Below are 20,237 nucleotides of genomic sequence, written 5' to 3'. Positions count from 1 at the left end.
GTTGCGATATCGCAAGATCGTCGTGGTTCTGAAGGGCTATCCGCGGCTGTCTGAAACCTTCATCGCGCAGGAACTGCTCGGTCTGGAGCGTGCGGGGTTCGACCTGACACTCGTCGCGCTCAGGCGACCGACCGACGCAAAACGCCACCCCGTGCATGACGAGATCAAAGCGCCCGTCCATTATCTGCCGGAATATCTGCATGAAGAGCCACTGCGTGTGGCCCGCTCGCTGTTCGCCCATCTGCTGCGGCCGGGCTTCTGGCGCGCGCTCCGATCGCTGGCCACCGATATCCGCCACGACTTTACGCGCAACCGCGCGCGCCGCTTCGGGCAAGCGCTTGTGCTGGCGGCCGAATGGCCGAAAGACGCGGAATGGTTGCATGCCCATTTCGCGCACACGCCGGCATCGGTGACGCGCTATGCCAGCCAGCTTCGTAGCCTGCCTTGGAGCTGCTCAGCCCATGCCAAGGACATCTGGACTTCGGCGGACTGGGATCTGGCTGGCAAGCTTTCCTCGGCGCGCTGGACGGTCACCTGCACGAAAACCGGTTTCGACCGTCTGAAAGAACTCGCCAACGGCAAATCGTCCGTGCATCTGAGCTACCATGGGCTCGACCTTGATCGCTTCGGCAGTTTCGGCGAAGCGCGAAAACGGTATGACGGCTCGGCGCCGGACGAACCGGTCATCATTCTGAGTGTCGGGCGCGCCGTTGAAAAGAAAGGTTACGACACCTTGCTGGAGGCTCTTGCTCTCTTGCCTGGCGATTTGTCGTGGCGTTTCGAGCATATCGGCAACGGCGAGGAACTGGAACGGCTCAGGGCGCTGTCGCAGAAGCTCGGACTGGATGGTCGGGTCTCCTGGAAAGGCGCGCTTGCGCAGGAGGAGGTGCTCGAGCACTACCGCCGTGCCAACATCTTCGCCCTGGCTTGCAGGATCACCGCAAACGGCGACCGGGACGGTCTGCCGAACGTTCTGGTGGAGGCGGCCAGCCAGGGGCTTGCCTGCGTGTCGACCGATATTTCCGGCGTGCCGGAGCTTTTATCGCCTGACGAAACCGGGCTGCTGGTTCCGACGGAAGATCCAATTGCCCTGGCAAAGGCGCTGGAGCGCCTGATCCGTGATCCCGTGCTGCGCGCCCGGCTCGGCGACGCCGCGGAGCGGCGCGTGCGCGGCAATTTCGATCATATGGCCAGCATTGGACAGCTCAAGGAACTGTTCGAGCGTGAGTGGCGGGCCGCCGATTGAAGCGCGTCTTCCTTTATGTCCAGCACCTGCTCGGTATCGGCCATCTCGCGCGCTCCAGCCGCATCGCGGCGGCTCTGGTCGATGACGGGTTCGACGTAACCGTCGTGACTGGCGGAGCGCCGATCGCGGGGTTTCCGGGACCGGGGATAAAATCTGTAACCCTGCCACCTGTCACCTCCGGTGATAAAGGATTTTCCGGACTGGTCGACCTGCAGGGCAAACCCATCGACGATGATCTCAAGAAGCGGCGTTCAGAGATGCTGCTGCAGGCATTCCGGGATTGCAGGCCTGATATCGTCATTGTCGAGGCGTTTCCCTTTGGACGCCGTCAGATGCGTTTCGAACTCTTGCCGCTGATCGAGGCCATCGACGCGACGTCGCCCAGACCGTTGCTGGCGACGTCGGTCCGAGACATCCTTCAGGAGCGCGTCAAGCCTGGCCGAAACGAGGAGACAGTCGATCTCGTCAACAGCCATTTCGACCTTGTCATGGTCCACGGCGATCCGGCTTTCGCAACCCTCGACAAGACATTTCCGCTGGCTGGGGCGATCAGGGCCGAAGTGGCTTACACAGGGCTCGTCGCCGCGCCGCCGTCGCCCGCGGCCTCCGAGCGCTTCGATATTGTGGTGTCGGTTGGCGGCGGGGCTGCCGGAAAGAGCCTTGTCAGATCCACCGTCGCAGCGGCGCGGAATGCCGAGAACGGTTGGAAATGGTGTTTGATCACCGGCCCAAACCTGCCGAAAGATGAATTTGACGCGATCGCACGCGATGTCACGCCGGACCTGTCCATCTTCCGGTTCCGCGAGGATTTCGCCAGCCTGCTAACCGGCGCCCGCCTGTCAGTCTCGCAGGCGGGTTACAACACGGTCTGCGATGTCCTGCGCGCGGGTTGTCGCTCCCTGCTCGTTCCGTTTGCAGCCGGCGGTGAAACCGAGCAAACGGTTCGCGCCCTGATGCTCGAAGAACTCGGCCTTGCGAGGGTGCTGATGGAAAAGGACCTAACGCCCGAAGGTTTGGCGCAAGCGATCGAACAGGCGCTCTTGGCACCGACGCCAACCGCGCATCGTCTCGATCTCGAAGGCGCGCGTCACTCGGCGCAAATCCTGCGCGAGCGGTATCGAACATGGTCCCTGAAAATGGAGCCTGGTTTCGGAAAAGTACACGATGAAACAGGCGATTGGTCCTGACGCGCGTCGCGTGAGATTCGTGCGACGTGCCTCAAGTGCTTGTTTTTATGCGGGTCGTCCCAAAACCGCCACGCACTTTTGGGCGAAATGCATTTAAACCGTTCCAATCAGCATGAAGCGCGTATAATTTTTTGTCGGTAGTTCGCCCGAGAACCTGATCTCCCGCAGTGCTGCCATTGCTTCGAAGGCTGCAAGTGAAGCCACGCAGTTGATGTGCGTAGGCTCACTGAAATAGTCGTTGGATTGCAGCAGCACATTCGTGCCCCGCGGAAGCAGATCAAGCCAGGCGCGCAGGTCGGCTATGTGTTCGCAACTCGTATTGACGATCAGGTCGGAGCGCCCGGCCGCATAGTCGAGGGCGTACATATCCGCCGTCAACGCCTGGAAACGGTCGCCGGCATCCCGGTTGAGGGTCCGGGCGACCGAGGCCACTTCGGAATCGATGTCGATGCTATCGACCGCCGCGATGTCGAAACGGGCGTCGTTGAAAAGCATTGCCGGCAGTATGCCGTACCATCCACCCACGACCCATACGCGCCCAAACCGGCCACCGCAGCTTTCGAATAGCCTGTCGAGCGCCCACATCTTGCAGGCGACCTGCTTGTGGTTGAAGGCGTTGGCGATATCGGCGTTCGGATGCTTGGTGATGACGCGCGCCAGCCCTGCCACGAGAGGGTGGTTGACATAGGCGGCAATCCCCCGCGTGAGGTCCAGGGCCTGCTCGTGCCCGTCCATGCCGGCATTGCGTGGTTGCGTGACATCCATCATAGTTGTCTTCTATGTTGGGATTTGGGGCGACACAACGCAATCTTGCCTCCAGTAATGCTGTTTGGTTCGCGGACGTGACTGTGCCGCAAGCCGCTTCGCCCTTGGCCGGTGCCGGAGAGAGCCTGTTGCATCTGTTCGGACCATCGGCGTCCGCCGGCGGCAGGACAATCCCCGGGCCTCGCTTGGCGGCAAAGACATCGCCGATAACGCCGCTCGCCAACAGGTGCTTTTACATCCGTCCGTCCAACTGAAGGCCCACAGTCGCATATGGAACCCAGCCTAGCCCGCTATATCTGGACGCACACCAAGAAGCAGCAGGTCTGGATATTGATCATCGTCCTGCTTTCGATGATCCCGTATTTCATGTCCTTTGACTTGCCGAAGCTGATCGTCAACGGCCCGATCCAAGGTCGCGGCTTCGAGCAACCGGGCGCGACACGGTCATTCATGAGGCTACATTATAACCTGCCGTTCATTGGCGACGTTCAGTTCTTCTCCGGTTTTCAGCTCGACCGCAAGGAGACGCTGTTTGCCCTGAGCCTCGTGTTCCTCCTTCTGGTCATCATCAACGGCCTGTTCAAACTTTACATCAACACCTACAAGGGCCGCCTCGGCGAACGCATGCTGCGGCGTATCCGCTTCGATCTGGTCGATCTCGTGCTGCGGTTTCCGCCGCGTTACTTCAAGCGGGTGAAATCCGCCGAAGTGGCGACCATGGTGAAGGACGAGGTGGAGCCGCTGGGCGGCTTCATCGGCGACGCCTTCCTGCAGCCGGTACTGCTGGGCGGCCAGGCACTGACGGCCATGCTGTTCATCATGGTCCAGAACGCCTGGCTCGGAATGATAGCGGTCGTGATCGTGGTGATCCAGATAGTGCTCATCCCGCGAATGCGGCGGCGGCTGATCGTGCTCGGGCGCCGGCGACAGCTGACGGCGCGTGCGCTTTCGGGCCGGGTAGGCGAAATCGTCGACGGCATCGGCGCGGTTCATATCCACGACACATCAAACTACGAGCGCGCCGACATCGCTGCCCGGCTTGGGCTTATCTTCAAGATACGCTTCGATCTTTACCAATGGAAATTCATGGTGAAGTTCCTCAACAATATTCTCGCGCAGTTCACGCCCTTTCTGTTCTACATGATCGGCGGATATCTGGTGATCGAGGGGCGGCTGGATGTCGGCCAGCTCGTGGCGGTGATCAGCGCCTACAAGGACCTGCCCGGACCGATGAAGGAACTGATCGACTGGGATCAGGACCGGCAGGATGTCCAGGTCAAGTATCAGCAGGTCGTTGAACAGTTCACCGTCGAGGGTGTCATTGCGCCGAGAATCGAGGCATTGACGATCGAAGATCCACCTCCGATGACCAGCCCGCTGTCGGCGGTCAGTCTGTCCATGGCGGACGATGGCGGTGCAATGCTCCTCGACCGTATCTCGCTCCAGATCAACCCGGGTGAGACGGTGGCGCTGGTCAGTACCGCAACGGGTGGGGCGGAGGCGCTGGCAGAAGCCTTTGCGCGGCTGGACTGGCCGGACGGCGGAAGGGTCGCTTCGGGCGCCGACGACCTGCTTGAACTCCCCGAAGCGGTGACCGGCAGGCGCATGTCCTATGCCTCGTCGGATGTTTTTCTGTTCCAGGCAAGCCTCCGCGACAACCTGCTCTACGGGTTGAAGCATGCGCCGCTGACATCGGTGACCTATGACGGTACCGCGGCCGACCAGCGCCGCTGGGATGTCGAGGAAGCGCGCCGGTCGGGCAATCCGGATATCGATATCCACAGCGACTGGATCGACTATGCTTCCGCCGGCGCCGCCGGCCCGCACGACCTCTTTGAACCCGTGCGCCGGGTGCTCGACGCGGTTGTTCTGTCGCGCGACATTCTGGATCTTGGCTTGCGCTCTTCGGCCGACCTCACGCGTCACAAGGGGTTTGCCGGGCGGATCGTGGAACTGCGTGCGACGTTGCGAACCCGGCTGGAACGCGAAGGCCTGAGCGGCCTGGTGGTTCCTTTCGAACCGGGCGCCTACAACAAGGAAGCAACGATCGGTCAAAACCTGCTCTTCGGCGCCGCCGCCGGCCCCGAACTGGCCGACCGGGCTCTTGCGGCCAATCCGTATTTCGCTTCCGTGCTGAGGCAAGCCGGCCTCGACCGCACACTCTACGAAATGGGCATGGAGATCGCCGAGCAGGCGATCGAACTGTTTGCCGACCTGCCGCCCGATCACCAATTCTTCCAGCAGCTCGCCTTCATGAGCGCCGAAGAGATACCCGCCTACGAAACCTTGCTGCAACGGCTCAAGAACCGTCCCTATGAGACGGTTTCGGAGGCCGACCGCGCCATGATCGTCACACTGAGCTTTGCCTATATCGAGCCCCGGCACCGCTTCGGCCTGCTGAGCGACGAGCTGATGAGCAAGATCGTCGCCGCGCGCAACCTGTTCTATGAAAACCTGCCGCCCGAGTTGCAAAATGCGGTCGAACGGTACGATCCTGCCAAATACATTGCCGCGGCTACCGTCATGGACAATGTCCTGTTCGGCCGTGTGGGCAACAATCATCCCGACGCGCCGGACCGCATACGCTCCATCGTCTATGACATTCTTGACGAACTGGGACTTTATGCCGAACTTTTGAATGTCGGCCTGGACTTCAACGTCGGCTCCGGCGGCAGGCGTCTGACCAGTGGCCAGCGACAAAAGCTCGACGTTGCCCGGGCCCTGCTCAAGCGTCCCGATTATCTTATTCTCAACCGGCCGCTGTCGGCGCTCGACCAGCGTGTGCAGGACAAGGTGCTGCGAAACGTGATCGAGGAAGCCAGACGCGACGGCCGTTCGCCGGCAATCGTGTGCGTCGTGACGAATCCGGCAATGGCAACGATGTTCGATCGCGTCGTCGTGTTCGACTCGGGTCGTTTGGTGGAAGACGGAACTCACGAGACACTTTTGGCAGGGAACGGTATTTTCAAGGAGCTGCTGTCATAGAGCATTTGCACATTCATATCGTTCCGCCGGTGGGAACTTGCCGCAAGGTCAAGGGATTTAGGTTCTGGCCTGTCGGGCACGCCACCTCCGCAGGGTTGGTTTCGCAATGCGGAAACAGAATTGATTCCATCTGGGTGCCGGTTGATCTAGTCTCGCAGACGTGAATTTGGGAAGGTTGCGACGATGCTGCTCAAGGATGAGGTTGGGATGCTGCAACGCGTCCCCTTGTTCTCCGGCATAGAGCCGACAAAGCTCAAGCTGCTTGCGTTCACATCCGACCGCGTCAGCTACGGCGCCGGCCAGATCCTTTTCCGGCAGGGCGATGAAGGGGACGCCGCCTATGTCATCCTTTCAGGCCGGGCGGATATTCTGGTCGATTCCGACAGCGGGCCGATAAAGGTTGCCGAAATGGTGCCAAATTCGATTGTTGGCGAGATCGCCATATTGTGCAACAGTTCTCGCACTGCCACCGTCAGAGCCGCGAGTCCGCTGGAGGTCCTAAGAATCCGCAAGGATCATTTCCTGAGGCTTATGAAGGAGTACCCGGAAATGACCATCGAGATATTGCGGGTTCTTGCCGATCGCCTAAGCCATACGACCGCGGATCTGATCGACGCACGAAGCGCCAAGTAACGAGTGACGTGCGCTTAATCCTGGCCATCGAGACGGTACTGGCTGCCATCTGCGACTGGACTGCGAAGGGGTAGCATGGACGACGACGTTTTCCTGGTCAGGTTTTGGGGTGTGCGCGGCAGCATTGCGGTATCGGGGCCAGAATTCTCTCGCTATGGCGGCAATACGATCTGCGTTGAGATGCGATGCGGCAAGCATACGCTTCTGTTCGACGCGGGCTCCGGCCTGCGGCCTGCCGGCGGGGTACTTCGGGCGTCGGGCGTGACCGATTTCGACCTGTTCTTCACCCATTGCCACTACGATCACATCATCGGGCTGCCGGCTTTCAAGCCGATATACGACCCGAGCGTCAAGATTACGCTTTGGTCCGGACATCTCGCAGGACGCATGACGACCCGGCAGATGGTCGATGCGTTCATACGGCCGCCGTGGTTTCCGGTGAAGCTCGATATCTGCAAGGCAAGCCTCGACTGCCGCGATTTCGTATCCGGAGACGTGCTTAGGCCGCGCGAAGGGGTGGTGGTGCGGACCGGCAGTCTCACCCACCCGGGCGGCTGCATAGGCTACCGGGTCGAATGGGGCGGCCGCGTCGTGGCGATGATCACGGACACCGAGCATCAGCCGGACAAACTCGACCAGGCGGTGCTCGACCTGATCGAAAATGCCGACCTCGTCATTTACGATTGCACTTACACCGAGGAGGAAATGGAACGCCGCCGCGGCAACGGGCACTCGACATGGCAACAGGGCGTCAAGCTCTGCGAGGCGGCCGGTGCGCGGGGGCTTGCGTTGTTTCATCACGATCCGTCACGCACCGACGAGGAACTGGACGAGATGGAGAAACTGGCCAAGGACAGGTTTGCCGGCGCCTTTGCTGCGCGGGATGGCCAGACGCTTGAATTTCCAGTCTTATCGCACAACGGAAGCTGAGCTATTTTCCTTTGCCGGGGCCGCGCCCGATCAATGTGCTGATCGGAAGCCATGCACAGGCCTCGGCCTGTGCGGTGACTGCGAACAGCCGTTCGAGGAAAAGCCAGGCCGATTCATCATGGGCGAGATGGTGGGTAAGCAGGCCGACCGGTTCGCCGCCGTCGAATGCATGCTGCAATTGCGCGACGATAGCCTGAACCAATAGGCCATGATCGCGGCAACCGCGCGTGCCATGCCAATCCATGATGTCGACATTGCTGTTGACGACCGCCAGCGAAGCCGGCTTCGGCGGCCCATAGACCGACAATGCCGCAAATCCTATCGATCCAAGGTCGGATATCAAGCCGGCGTCGATCCTGTTCCAGGGTGGCACCAGCATCGGAACGGCACGCGCGCCATGCAGGCCGGTTACGCGCGACAGCCCGCGAGCCAGATCATCGAGCACCACCCCGCGTGGCCGATGTGGGCCGAGCTCCTGCTTTTTCTGATTCTCGGGCGCATGATTTCGGTGCGCCCAGCCATGGATGGCGACCGTGGCATGCGGCGTCTTGTCAAGCCGGCCGACAAGCTTCCCGTCGGTCAGGGCCGGAATGACGGCCAGGGTGACCGGAACCGCGAATTCACCGGTGAGGTCGAGCAGCCGATCAAGCGCGGGCGTCGGATCCACGGCGTCATCGTCGCGCAGCCACAACTCTACCTTACGGTCCGCCCGTTGCCGGGACGCCAGTTCTTCCACCAAGGGGTCCCAGATCGAATCGGACATCATGAAACCGGGATCCCCGCAAGAAGTTCGGCCAGACGCGCCGCCGCGGCACCGAGGGAGCGCTCTTCGAGGATGAAACGCCTGGCTTCCGTGGCCATGATGGTTCTTTCGTCGTTGCGGGTCAGGAGCCTTTCAATGGCGGAAGCGAACGCCTTCACATCGCCCGGCGGGATGAGAAATCCGGCCTGGCCATCCCGTACGACCTCCGGCACGCCGGCGATGTCCTGAGCCACCACCGGAAGGCCGGCGGCCTGTGCTTCAAGATAGGCAACGCCATAGGCCTCGCCGAAACCCGGCCAGACGTAAATTCCCCCACTGTAGAGGACATCCGGCACGGCGGCGGGCTCAATCGCGCCAAGCCATTCGATACGGTCGACGGGCAAGCCGGCGAATTGCGCTTTGACCTCTTCACGGGCAGGCCCGTCCCCGACGACCGATAGCGTCCAGGGCAGGTGGCCAATCGAACCGAGCGCTTGCGCCAGCATGCGATAGCTTTCGACTTTGTCGCCCGGGCGCATCATGGCGACGGTGACGAGGCGCGTCGGACAACCCCGTGCCGGCGCTTCCCGGAATACCGATGTGTCGATGAAGGGCGAAAGCATGCCGAGCGCGGCGCCGGGTATCGCATCTGCCAGTCCCTGACGGTCCCTTTGCGTGAAGCAGATGTTCAGCGCCGCCTGTTCGACGGCTCGCGCCACCAACGCTTGCGTGTCGGCCCACAAACCGGCGTTGCGCCGCCTCGAATAGGAAGCTTCCGCTGTCACATAAGGGACAGCAAGGGTCGACGCCAGCTCGGGCCCGATCAGGTCGGGCGCCTTGTAATAGGGATGATAGGAGAACCAGAGATCGGGCCTGCCGTCACGATCCCAAAGCTTTGTCAGCCGCACGGCTTCCTCTCGGGCCTCGATCTTGAACGCATCGAAACTTTTCGGCTCCGGTTCGCGTAGATAGAAGCGTAATTCGGATGCCAGTTCGACGGTATGCCCTCCATGCTCCAGCGCCTTGACCAGCGCCCGTGCCATCTGGCGGTCGCCGGATGCAACGGGATGATTGGGTGACTTCAGCGGCGCGTGGAAGGCAATTCGCATCGCCGGACCCTATCATCGGAAAGCCGGCGCAAGTCAATTTCGAAGCACGATCCACTTCACCTTCAAGCAGTGGAATGTGCTATCTGATGCTCATGGAAACAGCTGCCGCGTCCGACCCGTTTGTCGCTTCTCTGCCGGTCTTCGCGAAGTTCGAAAGCGCTGCCTATACCGACAATTATCGGCCTCTCCCCGATGGCTGGGCTCTGGCCACCGCCGACATCGTCGGCTCGACCAAGGCGATCGAGGCTGGGCGCTATAAAACCGTTAATATGGCCGGCGCCAGCGTCATTTCGGCGCTGCTCAATGCGCTGGGTCGGCAAGACCTTCCCTTCGTCTTCGGCGGCGACGGCGCGCTCGTGGCGTTTCCCGGCTCGGCGCTGGAGATCACCCGCAACGCGCTGGCGGCTGTTCAGAGATGGGTGGCGGACGAACTGGACCTCACCTTGCGTGCCGCAATCGTGCCGATAAGGGATATAAGAGCGCAAGGCCTCGACGTTCGCGTGGCGAGGTTCCAGGCCTCCGAAGCGGTCTTCTATGCCATGTTCGCCGGCGGTGGCGGCAGTTGGGCGGAAACCGAGATGAAAGCAGGGCGCTACCGCATCGATCCCGCGCCGGCCGGCGCTCGGCCTGATCTGACCGGCCTCTCCTGCCGCTGGAACCCGATCGAAGCCCGGCATGGCGAAATCGTCTCGATCATAGCTGTACCGGGGCCGTCGCGCGACTTGCGCGGTTTTCAGCTTCTGGCCTCCGACATCATCGCCCTTACCGGCAGGCAGGAACGCGATGGCCACCCGGTGCCGCCGAACGGGCCGAGTTACAGTTTTCCGCCCGCCGGTCTCGATATCGAGGCCCGGGCGATGACGCCGGCAGGACGGCGGTGGCTATCGAAGCTGTGGATATTGTTCTTGATGACGCTCACGGCGGTCAGCGATCGATATGGCTGGACGATCGGCAGTTTCGATCCGAAGATCTACAAACGCGACGTGGCCAGCAATTCGGATTTCCGGAAGTTCGACGACGGCTTGAAGATGACGGTCGATATTGACGCGGATGTGTCGCAACGGATCGAGAACCGGCTGAAACAGGCGGAAGAGGCGGGCATCTGCAACTATGGCCTGCACCGCCAGAAATCGGCCTTGATGACATGCCTCGTCGCTTCGCCGCTGCAGCGCGATCACCTTCATTTCATCGATGGCGCGGCCGGCGGCTATGCGATGGCTGCCGCAAGCCTGAAGGCGAAGGTGCTGGTTTGATGACGGCTTGCGGAAATCGATCTTCCGCAATATGCCTCGGCCATTGTTCTTAGGACGAAGTGAGGTTCTCGGGACCAAGTGAGCCTCTCGATAGGAACGGACAGCCTGTCCGAATTGACGGGAAAGCAGATTTTTGGACGCCTCACGATCGATATATGACCGACTTCTGAACCGGATTTCGACGCGCGCCGCGCAAGTCGGCGTAATCGGACTGGGCTATGTCGGCTTGCCGCTGGCGGTAGCGGTCGCACGCGCCGGCTTCCCGGTTTCCGGTTTCGACATCGAAGCCCAAAAGGTCGAGAGCCTGAACAACGGCCGATCCTACATCGAGGCGGTGACGTCGACAGCCCTTGCCAGCCAGGTGGCGAGCGGACGGTTCCGCGCCACTGCGGATTTTGCCGAACTGGCCGTCTGCGATGTCATCATCATCTGCGTTCCGACACCGCTGACGAAACACCGAGAGCCGGATCTCTCTTTTGTCAGGAACACGGCAGGCACGATCGCGAAACATCTGCGTCTCGGCCAGATGATCGTGCTGGAATCGACCACCTATCCCGGCACCACCGACGACGTGATCAAGCCCATACTGGAAGAAACCGGCTTGCAGTCGAAGGCAGACTTCTTCCTCGGCTTCTCGCCCGAACGCGAGGATCCCGGCAATCGCAGCTTTGAAGTCGCGACGATCCCCAAGGTCGTGGCGGGCGACGGCATGGAAGCGGCGACGCTCGTGCAGGCTTTCTACCAAAGCGTGGTCAAGACCGTCGTTCCGGTTTCCACCACGGCGACCGCCGAGGCGGTCAAGCTGACGGAAAACATCTTCCGCTCGGTCAACATAGCTCTCGTCAACGAGCTGAAAGTCGTGCTCGGCGCGATGGGCATCGACATTTGGGAGGTGATCGAGGCGGCAAAGAGCAAGCCCTTCGGCTACATGCCTTTCTATCCTGGCCCCGGACTTGGCGGGCACTGCGTTCCGATCGATCCGTTCTACCTGACGTGGAAGGCGCGCGAGTACGAACTGCCGACCCGCTTCATCGAGCTGGCGGCAGAGATCAACACGGCCATGCCGCGTCATGTGGTCGATGAACTGGCGAAGGCGCTGGACCGGCGCTGCGGCAAGGCGCTCAGCCGCTCCCGCATTCTCATCATCGGGCTCGCCTATAAGAAGAATGTGCCTGACATCCGCGAAAGTCCCTCATTGCGGCTCATTGAAATCATCGAGGAGTGGGGCGGCAAGGCGGAATTCCACGACCCGCATGTTACCGAGATCCCGACCACACGGGAGCATATGGCGATCAAGGGGCGCCGCTCGGTCGAATTGACAGAGGCGGCCTTGAAGGATTTCGATGCTGTCGTCATCGCAACCGACCACGACGCGATCGACTATCGGACGATCGCTGATCATGCCCTTCTGATCGTCGACACACGCAATGTTTTTGGCCGCCTCGAGCTGGCCCGAGAGACGGTGGTGAAAGCCTGAGGGCGTCTTAGCCGGCGAATTTTTTGCCCCGATGTCGGGATCGTGATTGCACTCCGCCGGCAGCTTCGCCACATATGCCGCAGGATATAGGTGCAGTTACGCCTGCTCCTGGCCACAAGGACAGTCATCCGGGAAATTCTCACCGCTTTTGCCGCTGTAGTCGGCCCTGTTGACTTCCGGGTCTTATCTTTGGCTCGTGGGCAGACTGTGATATGGCGGATCAAAGCATAATGGGTTCGTTTTCGACAGGTTTCGAGATAGCATGAGCACAGCACAAGCAGAAATCTCCACTATTCTCATGGATAAGGTTGCCGATTGGCTGACCCAGTCGGCGCTGGCGGGCAACGACCTGGAAACGTTGATAAAAGGCTTTTGCGAACGGCTGGCTGCTGCCGGCCTGCCGTTGAAGCGGGTGCATTTGAGCTTTTCGATGCTTCATCCGCTTTATGACGCGCTTGGCTTCACCTGGCTTCGCGGCCAGGGCATGGAAGTGGAAGGCTTTCGCAACAAGGCCGGCGCGCCGTCCGACAGATTTCTGACCAGCCCATACTATTATCTGCTCAGCAATAAGCTCGAGCATCTGCGACGTCGGCTCGACCCTTCGGTGCCGTCGGAGTTTCCTGTTTTCGATGAACTCAGGCTTATGGGCATCACCGATTACATGGCTTTCGTCCATCCCTTCAGCGGCAACGCCAGTCAGGGCATGCTGGGGTCTTGGTCCACCGACAGTGCCGCGGGCTTCAGCGACAGCATGATTTCGGCGCTGCTGCGCATCCAGAGCCATCTCGCGATCGCAACCAAGATGGCGGTGCTCACCAAGCTCGCCGACAACATGATGACCACTTATCTCGGCGGCGACGCCGGCAGGCGCGTGCTTGACGGTCAGATCAGGCGAGGCGAGGGCGATACAATCCGGGCCGCACTGGTGATGGCCGATATGCGTGGGTCGTCTAGGCTTGCCGAAACCTCGGGCCGCGAAATCTATATTGATACTCTGAACCAATTTTTCGACGCCGTTGCTGCACCTTTCAATCGCAGAGGTGGGCAGATCATGAGTTTCATAGGTGACGGCTTCATTGCCGTCTACCCTTGCGAAAGACACCGCTCGCAGTCCGAGGTCGCCTGCCAAGCCGCTCTTGCGGCCGCGCACAAGGCCTCCGCGCGCATGATGGATCTCAATCTGCGCAGAAAGGAGCGAGGGTTGAGCGACATACAGTTTGGTATCGGCCTGCATATCGGTAATGTGATGTTCGGCAATGTCGGGCTTACCGACCGGCTCACATTCTCTGTCTTCGGCTCGGCTGTAAACGAGGTCCAGCGCCTCCAGACCCTGACCAAGAAATATCCGCACAGCGTTCTCGCCAGCGAAGACTTCGCCGGCTACTGCGGCGCCAACAGTTGGTTGACGCTCGGCAAGGAGCAGCTGCCGGGCATCAAGCATAAGCTGACGGTGCTTGCCCCCGATCTGTCGGGTGCTCTTGCGCTCGATGAGGACGGTGCGCTGGAGACGATTTACGACCGAATGTCGGACGCCGAGCAGGTCATGCTGCTTCATCGCGATGCCGCGCGGGTGTCGACGGGTGACACCAGGAAGATCCAGTAGCCGCACTCTGATCCGAACGCTTTGGCATGCAGTCCGGTCACGGTTCCGCCAGGGAACTGGCGATCGTTTCGAATCCAAGTTGCTCTAGGCTGGCAATGCGATAGTCTCGTTTACTGGCCCTGCCGCCCGGCAGGCCGCCAGAGTGGGCCTGGTGCGCATGAATTCGGGTGTTGATCTGCTGCGGATCGAAGATGTTGGCATCTCTTTTGCCATTATCGGTGGGCCGTTGCGTGCCGTCAGGCGCGCGAATCTTCGTGTCCTGCCCGGCAGGGTTACCGCGCTTGTGGGCGAGTCAGGTTCCGGAAAATCGGTTCTCAGCCAGGCAGTGATGGGCATTTTGCCGAACACTGCCCATGTTCGCGGCCGTATCCTGTTTTCCGATCCTGAAAAGCCGGGCACGACGCAGGATATCCTGCAGATGTCGCGTGATGGACCCGAAATCCGGGCGTTGAGAGGCAGCCGTATCGGCAAGATCTTTCAGGAGCCGATGACATCGCTGTCGCCGCTGCACACGATCGGCAACCAGGTCAGCGAATCCCTGCAAATTCATACGCCTCTAGCTCGGGCGGAGCGCAAGGCGCGGACCGAGGAAATGCTCAGCCTTGTCGGCTTTCCCAATCCCAAGCGCGCCTACGACATGTATCCCTTTGAACTTTCAGGAGGATTGCGTCAACGCGCCATGATCGCCATGGCTCTTATCTGCAGGCCCGCCCTGTTGATCGCCGATGAGCCGACGACCGCGCTGGACGTCACCATCCAAGCGCAAATCCTGCAATTGCTGCGCGGGCTTCAGACCAAGCTGAACATGGCGATGCTGCTGATCACGCACGACCTCGGCGTGGTCGCCAATGTCGCCGACGAGGTGGTGGTCATGTACCATGGCGAGATCATGGAAGCGGGACCTGTCGAGGCGATATTCCGCCGCCCGGGTCATCCTTACCTGAAGGGTCTGATGGCAGCCGTTCCGCATTTTGACCTGAAGCCCGGCGAAAGACTGAAGGCGCTTCGCGAGGTGCCGGTGAATGTCGGGAACCTGCTCGGCAAGCAGCCGGCGCCGGCATCGAAAGGGCCGGACGACATCCTATTGTCGGTGAGGGACCTGAAAAAGGTCTTCACCATCCGCAAGTCCGGATGGTTCGGCGGGGATCATCAAACCTCTGTTCGCGCCGTGGACGGTGTGAGCTTCGATATCAGGCGGGGAGAGTGCTTGGGTCTGGTCGGCGAAAGCGGCTCCGGCAAAACCACCGTCAGCAAGATTCTCATGCGGGCCGTCACCCCCAGCGGCGGCTCTGTGACCTTCAACGGCCGCGATGGGCCGATCGACGTCTTAAAGGCAGAGGAGGACGCGTTGCGCACACTGCGCGCGAAAATCCAGATGATCTTCCAGGACCCGGTTTCGTCGCTTTCACCCCGCATGACGGTGGAGAACATTTTGAGCGAGCCGCTGGAAATCCATCAACGTGGCAATGCCGCGTCCCGACTCGCCACGGTCAAGAGCCTGATGCAGGCAATCGGGCTCGATCCGCGCTTCATCAAGCGCTATCCGCACAGTTTCTCCGGCGGGCAGCGTCAGCGTATCGGCATCGCGCGCGCGTTGGCGCTGGGGCCTGAACTCCTGATCTGCGACGAGCCGGTTTCGGCGCTCGATGTCTCTGTCCAGGCGCAGATCCTGAACCTTCTGAAGGACCTGCAGAAGGAACTGGGCCTGACCTATCTGTTCATATCCCACAACCTGGCGGTGGTGGACTACATGGCGGACCGCATCGCGGTGATGTGCGGCGGGCGTATCGTCGAGCTTGCGCCGCGCGAAATCCTGCTCAGGAAACCGGTCCACCCCTACACGCGCTCACTGGTCGCCGCGGTGCCTTTCCCCGATCTCGACAGGCCGATGGATTTCAAGACGCTGAAGCTCGGCGGCGCGTCCGACACCAGCGCTTGGGGACCGCAATTCCGCGACGAGGGCGAGGAGAATACGCTGTGGCCGCTCGATCTTGGCGGCGGCCATCTCGTGCTGGCCCGTCGTTCGGCCGATGTCAGCGAGCTGCGCCATTGATCAGCCGGCGCACCGTCCTTGGACTCATGGCTTCGGCGTTTCTGCCGAGCACGTCGCGCGCCGGCGATCTGGAGCCGGAATTTCTTCAGCCCCAGCTGAAGGCCAAGGCGCTGCCGGCACTTGCCGAACGCTTGCCCAAGAGCCCGCGCGCGCTGAATCTCGCCGCGATGGGCCGGCAGCCCGGCCAGTATGGCGGCACGCTGCGCACGATCATCGGTAGCCAGAAAGACATCCGGCTGATGACGATCTATGGATATGCTCGCTTGGTCGGCTATGACGAAAAGCTTGAACTGCAAGCCGACATTCTCGAAAGTTTCAACGTATCGAATGGTCGCGTCTTCACTTTCAAGATACGGGAAGGACATAAATGGTCTGACGGCAGCCTGCTGACGCCGGAGGATTTTCGCTATTGCTGGGAAGATGTCTGGCTGAACAAAGAGCTTTCGCAAGGCGGGCTCCCCCCGGCCCTGATGGCCGACGGCAAGCCGCCACGCTTCGAGATCGTCGATCCGTTAACGGTCCGCTATAGTTGGGACGCTCCCAATCCCGATTTCCTGCCCAAGCTCGCCGCTGCTTCGCCGCTATCGCTTGTCCTGCCGGCCGCCTATCTCAAGCAGTTCCACAGAAAATACCAGGATCCATTCCGGCTAGCCGGCCTGATGAAGGAGAACCGGGCCAAGAAATGGACGCTCCTGCATATCCGGATGTCGCGGCAATATCGCCCGGAGAACCCGGAACTGCCGACGCTCGATCCCTGGCAGAACCGGACGAAGCCGCCGGCTGAGCAGTTCGTCTTCGAGCGAAATCCGTTCTTCCATCGAATGGATGAGAATGGCCGACAACTGCCCTATGTTGACAGGATTGTCATGAATGTCAGTTCGTCGGAGATTATTTCAGCCAAGACTGGTGCGGGCGAGAGCGACCTGCAATGCATGGGAATTGACTTCACCGATTATGCCTTCCTGAGGGATGCGGAGAAGCGCTACCCGGTGAAGATGCATCTCTGGAAACGCACACAGGGCTCGCGGCTGGCGCTGCTGCCCAATCTGAATTGTTCCGACCAAGTGTGGCGCGGCCTTCTTCGTGACGTGCGCGTGCGCCGCGCACTTTCGCTCGCCGTGGACAGGCGCGAGATCAATATGGCCGTGTTCTACGGATTGGCGCAGGAGAGTGCCGATACGGTCTTGCCGGAAAGCCCGCTCTACCGGCCGGAATTCGCGAAGGCCTGGGTCGCCCATGATCCTGACCTGGCCAATGCCCTGCTCGACGAGGTCGGGCTTCAGACGCATGACGATGACGGCCTGCGGATACTTCCCGACGGACGCCCGGCGCAGATCATAGTGGAAACGGCCGGCGAAAGTACGCTGGAAACCGACGCGCTCGAGCTCATCACCGATCACTGGCGCAAGATCGGCATCGCCCTGTTCATCCGGACTTCGCAGCGCGACATATTCCGCAGCCGCGCGCTTGGCGGCCAGATCATGATGTCGATATGGTCGGGCATCGACAATGGCGTGCCGACCGCCGACATGAACCCTTACCAGTTGGCCCCCACCACCGACGACCAGTTGCAATGGCCGCTCTGGGGGGCCCACTACTTGTCTCACGGCACGCTCGGTGAAGCGCCCGATCTTCCAGCTGTGGTCGACTTGATGGCTCTGCTGAAGCGCTGGAACGCATCGACCGAAGCCACGGAACGCGCCGAAATCTGGAATTCGATGCTGTCGATCTACACTGACCAGGTGTTTTCGATCGGCACGGTGAACGGAACGTCTCAGCCGATTCTGGCGTCCTCGCGGCTGCGCAATCTGCCTGACAAGGCGCTCTACGGCTACGACCCGACAGCATATTTCGGTGTCTACATGCCGGATGCATTCTGGCTTGGAGAGTCCTGAGCGTGCTTCGATATATTGTCTGGCGCATCGCCGTAATGGTTCCAACGCTGCTTGTCATATCGGCGCTGGTGTTCACGATCATCGAACTCCCCCCGGGCGACTATTTCGACAGCTACGTTGCCGAGCTTAAGGCTCAAGGCGAAGCGGTGGATTCCGACCGCATCGATATGATGCGGAAGGAATATGGTTTCGACAAGCCGCCGATCGTTCGCTACTTCTACTGGGTAGGCGGGATGCTGCATGGCGATTTCGGTTATTCCTTCGAATATGAGCTGCCGGTTCGCGACGTCGTCGGGGACCGAATGTGGCTCACCGTGCTGGTCTCGTTCGTCACGATCATCTTCACCTGGCTCATCGCCTTTCCGATCGGCATGTACTCCGCCACCCATCAATACAGCTGGGGCGACTACGGCCTGACGTTCTTCGGCCTTCTCGGCCTTGCCATTCCGAACTTCATGTTGGCGCTGATCCTGATGTATTTCGCCAACATCTGGTTCGGCACGTCCATCGGCCATCTCATGGACCAGCAATATCTCGGCGAGCCCATGAGCTGGGCCAAGGCGAAGTCGATCCTCGCCCATCTCTGGATTCCGGTCTTGATCATCGGCACCGGGGGCACGGCCAGCATGATCCGGCGGCTACGCGCCAATCTGCTCGATGAACTACACAAGCAATATGTCGTGACCGCGCGCGCCAAAGGCCTTCATCCCTTCAAGGCGCTGGTCAAATATCCGCTGCGCATGGCGCTCAATTTCTTCATTTCAGACATCGGCTCAATCCTGCCGGCCATCATCTCCGGTGCCGAAATCACGGCGATCGTGCTGTCTTTGGAAACGACCGGGCCGATGCTGATCAAGGCGCTGCAAAGCCAGGACATGTATCTGGCAGGATCGTTCCTGATGTTCCTCGCCTTCCTGACGGTCATCGGCGTTTTGATTTCCGACCTGGCGCTGGCGCTGCTCGATCCACGAATTCGTTTGCAGGGCGGCAGCACCAAATGAACACGCAATCCCCGCTGCCTGCTCCGGGTGCCCCTCTGCAACACTACGTTTCCATAGAGCCCTTTGACCTGCAGTCGGTCGAGGCGATGACGCCGGAGCAGTCGAAGGTCTTTCAGGCGTCGCAGTTGCGGCTGATGTGGTGGAAATTCCGACGGCACCGGCTTGCCCTTATGTCAGGCATATTCCTGGCGGCGCTTTATCTCAGCATACTGATCTGCGAGTTCCTGGCGCCCTACAATCTGCACACGCGCAACATGGACTATATCTATTCGCCGCCGCAGCGGGTGCACCTGTTCCACAACGGCCAGTTCATCGGGCCGTTCGTCTACGGCCGCCAGATGATGCTGGACATGGACACGCTCAAGCGGAACTACGTCGACAAACAGGATGATGTTCAGCGGATCCGTTTCTTCTGCAAGGGCGACAGTTACCGGTTCTGGGGCATGATCGAAGGTGACAGGCATTTTGTTTGCCCTGCCGAAAACGGCCAACTCTTTCTGGCCGGCACTGACAGGCTGGGCCGCGATGTGTTCTCGCGCATCATCTATGGCGCGCGCATTTCACTGACAATCGGCCTCGTCGGCATCAGTTTCAGCTTCCTGCTCGGCATAGTCATCGGAGGACTGGCCGGCTATCACGGCGGCATCTTCGACCTGATCGTGCAACGGATAATCGAAGTTCTGCAATCGATCCCCAGCATTCCGCTATGGCTGGCTCTGGCGGCGATCATGCCGATAACCTGGAGTCCGATCCTGATCTATTTCGGCATCACCGTCATCCTCGGGCTGCTCCACTGGACCGGACTGGCGCGGGCCGTGCGTTCAAAGCTTCTAGCCTTGCGTGAGGAGGATTACGTTCTGGCCGCGCAGTTGATGGGCGCCAGCAGCAGCCGCATTATCCGGCGGCACCTCATTCCCGGCTTCATGTCGCATCTGATCGCGACGGCGACGATCTCCATCCCCGGAATGATCCTGGGCGAGACGGCGCTGAGCTTCCTCGGGCTCGGCCTGAGGGCGCCGACAACCAGCTGGGGCATCCTGCTGACCGAGGCGCGCAGCGTCAATGTGATTGCGTTCTATCCATGGCTGCTTTTGCCAATGCTCCCCGTCATTCTCGTCATCCTGGCGTTCAACTTCCTCGGCGACGGCTTGCGGGACGCCGCGGACCCTTACAAGTGACATCGCTATTCCGCCGCGCGCCGTGCCGCCACCCCACCGGTATGATCCTTGTAGGCAGCCCCTGTTCGGTTCATTGCGGTGTTCATCGTTCGGCTCTATATGCGGCGAGGCTCGATCCGGATTTAAATCCGTCGCGCCCGGGTTTCACCCGCGAACCGTTCCGGTCGCGGGCATTGCCGA

General features: G+C 60.7%; 15 protein-coding genes. 12 read left to right on the top strand and 3 right to left on the bottom strand.

Annotated features, from left to right (window positions below; genetic code table 11):
- The first annotated feature begins 1 nt into the window (after position 1).
- Entirely contained in the window at positions 2 to 1,246 is a 1,245-nt protein-coding gene (locus FJW03_RS15680; protein ID WP_140764103.1) for a glycosyltransferase, read from the top strand.
- Positions 1,228 to 2,433 carry a glycosyltransferase family protein gene (locus FJW03_RS15675; protein WP_140764078.1) on the top strand — a complete coding sequence of 402 codons (1,206 nt, stop codon included), beginning with the start codon at positions 1,228 to 1,230 and terminating at the stop codon, positions 2,431 to 2,433. Before FJW03_RS15680 ends, FJW03_RS15675 begins: the two co-directional genes overlap by 19 nt.
- 93 nt (positions 2,434 to 2,526) lie before the next feature.
- Here the strand turns inward: FJW03_RS15675 and FJW03_RS15670 are convergent, their stop codons facing one another.
- Positions 2,527 to 3,201: a class I SAM-dependent methyltransferase gene (locus tag FJW03_RS15670; protein WP_413466386.1), complete on the bottom strand. Its 675-nt coding sequence runs from the start codon at positions 3,199 to 3,201 to the stop codon at positions 2,527 to 2,529.
- 267 nt (positions 3,202 to 3,468) lie between these two features.
- Between FJW03_RS15670 and FJW03_RS15665 the strand changes: the two genes are divergently transcribed.
- From FJW03_RS15665 to FJW03_RS15655, 3 genes are all read left to right on the top strand, one after another.
- The gene (locus tag FJW03_RS15665; protein ID WP_140764075.1) at positions 3,469 to 6,183 is read left to right on the top strand and encodes an ABC transporter transmembrane domain-containing protein; all 2,715 of its coding nucleotides are present in this window, start codon (positions 3,469 to 3,471) and stop codon (positions 6,181 to 6,183) included.
- 183 nt (positions 6,184 to 6,366) lie between these two features.
- Positions 6,367 to 6,816 (top strand): cyclic nucleotide-binding domain-containing protein, encoded by a 450-nt coding sequence (locus tag FJW03_RS15660; RefSeq protein WP_140610391.1) that lies wholly within the window; start codon positions 6,367 to 6,369, stop codon positions 6,814 to 6,816.
- Positions 6,817 to 6,891: 75 nt separating this feature from the next.
- A complete protein-coding gene (locus tag FJW03_RS15655) occupies positions 6,892 to 7,746 on the top strand; it encodes an MBL fold metallo-hydrolase (RefSeq protein WP_140610392.1) in 855 nt (284 codons plus the stop codon).
- Position 7,747: 1 nt separating this feature from the next.
- Here FJW03_RS15655 and FJW03_RS15650 read toward each other — a convergent pair whose 3' ends face one another.
- Positions 7,748 to 8,512 carry a polysaccharide deacetylase family protein gene (locus tag FJW03_RS15650; RefSeq protein ID WP_140764072.1) on the bottom strand — a complete coding sequence of 255 codons (765 nt, stop codon included), beginning with the start codon at positions 8,510 to 8,512 and terminating at the stop codon, positions 7,748 to 7,750.
- A complete protein-coding gene (locus FJW03_RS15645) occupies positions 8,509 to 9,597 on the bottom strand; it encodes a glycosyltransferase family 4 protein (RefSeq protein WP_140610394.1) in 1,089 nt (362 codons plus the stop codon). Before FJW03_RS15645 ends, FJW03_RS15650 begins: the two co-directional genes overlap by 4 nt.
- A gap of 92 nt (positions 9,598 to 9,689) precedes the next feature.
- On the opposite strand from FJW03_RS15645, the gene FJW03_RS15640 reads away from it, so the two are divergent.
- The 7 genes from FJW03_RS15640 to FJW03_RS15610 all read left to right on the top strand — a co-directional run bounded on the left by FJW03_RS15640 (position 9,690) and on the right by FJW03_RS15610 (position 20,057).
- On the top strand, positions 9,690 to 10,850 hold the full coding sequence (locus tag FJW03_RS15640; RefSeq protein WP_140764256.1) for a DUF3095 domain-containing protein: 1,161 nt from the start codon (positions 9,690 to 9,692) through the stop codon (positions 10,848 to 10,850).
- Positions 10,851 to 10,983: 133 nt separating this feature from the next.
- Positions 10,984 to 12,327, top strand: coding sequence for a nucleotide sugar dehydrogenase (locus FJW03_RS15635; protein WP_140764069.1), 1,344 nt, complete (start codon positions 10,984 to 10,986; stop codon positions 12,325 to 12,327).
- Positions 12,328 to 12,589: 262 nt separating this feature from the next.
- Positions 12,590 to 13,930: an adenylate/guanylate cyclase domain-containing protein gene (locus tag FJW03_RS15630; RefSeq protein WP_140610396.1), complete on the top strand. Its 1,341-nt coding sequence runs from the start codon at positions 12,590 to 12,592 to the stop codon at positions 13,928 to 13,930.
- A 157-nt stretch (positions 13,931 to 14,087) separates the two neighbouring features.
- Positions 14,088 to 15,983, top strand: coding sequence for an ABC transporter ATP-binding protein (locus tag FJW03_RS15625; protein WP_140764066.1), 1,896 nt, complete (start codon positions 14,088 to 14,090; stop codon positions 15,981 to 15,983).
- Between the two features lie 26 nt (positions 15,984 to 16,009).
- On the top strand, positions 16,010 to 17,878 hold the full coding sequence (locus FJW03_RS15620; protein WP_413466384.1) for an ABC transporter substrate-binding protein: 1,869 nt from the start codon (positions 16,010 to 16,012) through the stop codon (positions 17,876 to 17,878).
- Positions 17,879 to 17,880: 2 nt separating this feature from the next.
- Positions 17,881 to 18,879 (top strand): ABC transporter permease, encoded by a 999-nt coding sequence (locus FJW03_RS15615; protein WP_140610399.1) that lies wholly within the window; start codon positions 17,881 to 17,883, stop codon positions 18,877 to 18,879.
- Positions 18,876 to 20,057 (top strand): ABC transporter permease, encoded by a 1,182-nt coding sequence (locus tag FJW03_RS15610; RefSeq protein WP_140693745.1) that lies wholly within the window; start codon positions 18,876 to 18,878, stop codon positions 20,055 to 20,057. The genes FJW03_RS15615 and FJW03_RS15610 overlap by 4 nt, the downstream gene beginning before the upstream one ends.
- Positions 20,058 to 20,237 lie beyond the last annotated feature (180 nt).

The organism is Mesorhizobium sp. B4-1-4, assembly GCF_006439395.2.
Classification (GTDB): domain Bacteria; phylum Pseudomonadota; class Alphaproteobacteria; order Rhizobiales; family Rhizobiaceae; genus Mesorhizobium.
Note: the sequence above shows the minus strand (reverse complement) of the source record. Positions and strands in the feature narration are given on the sequence as shown.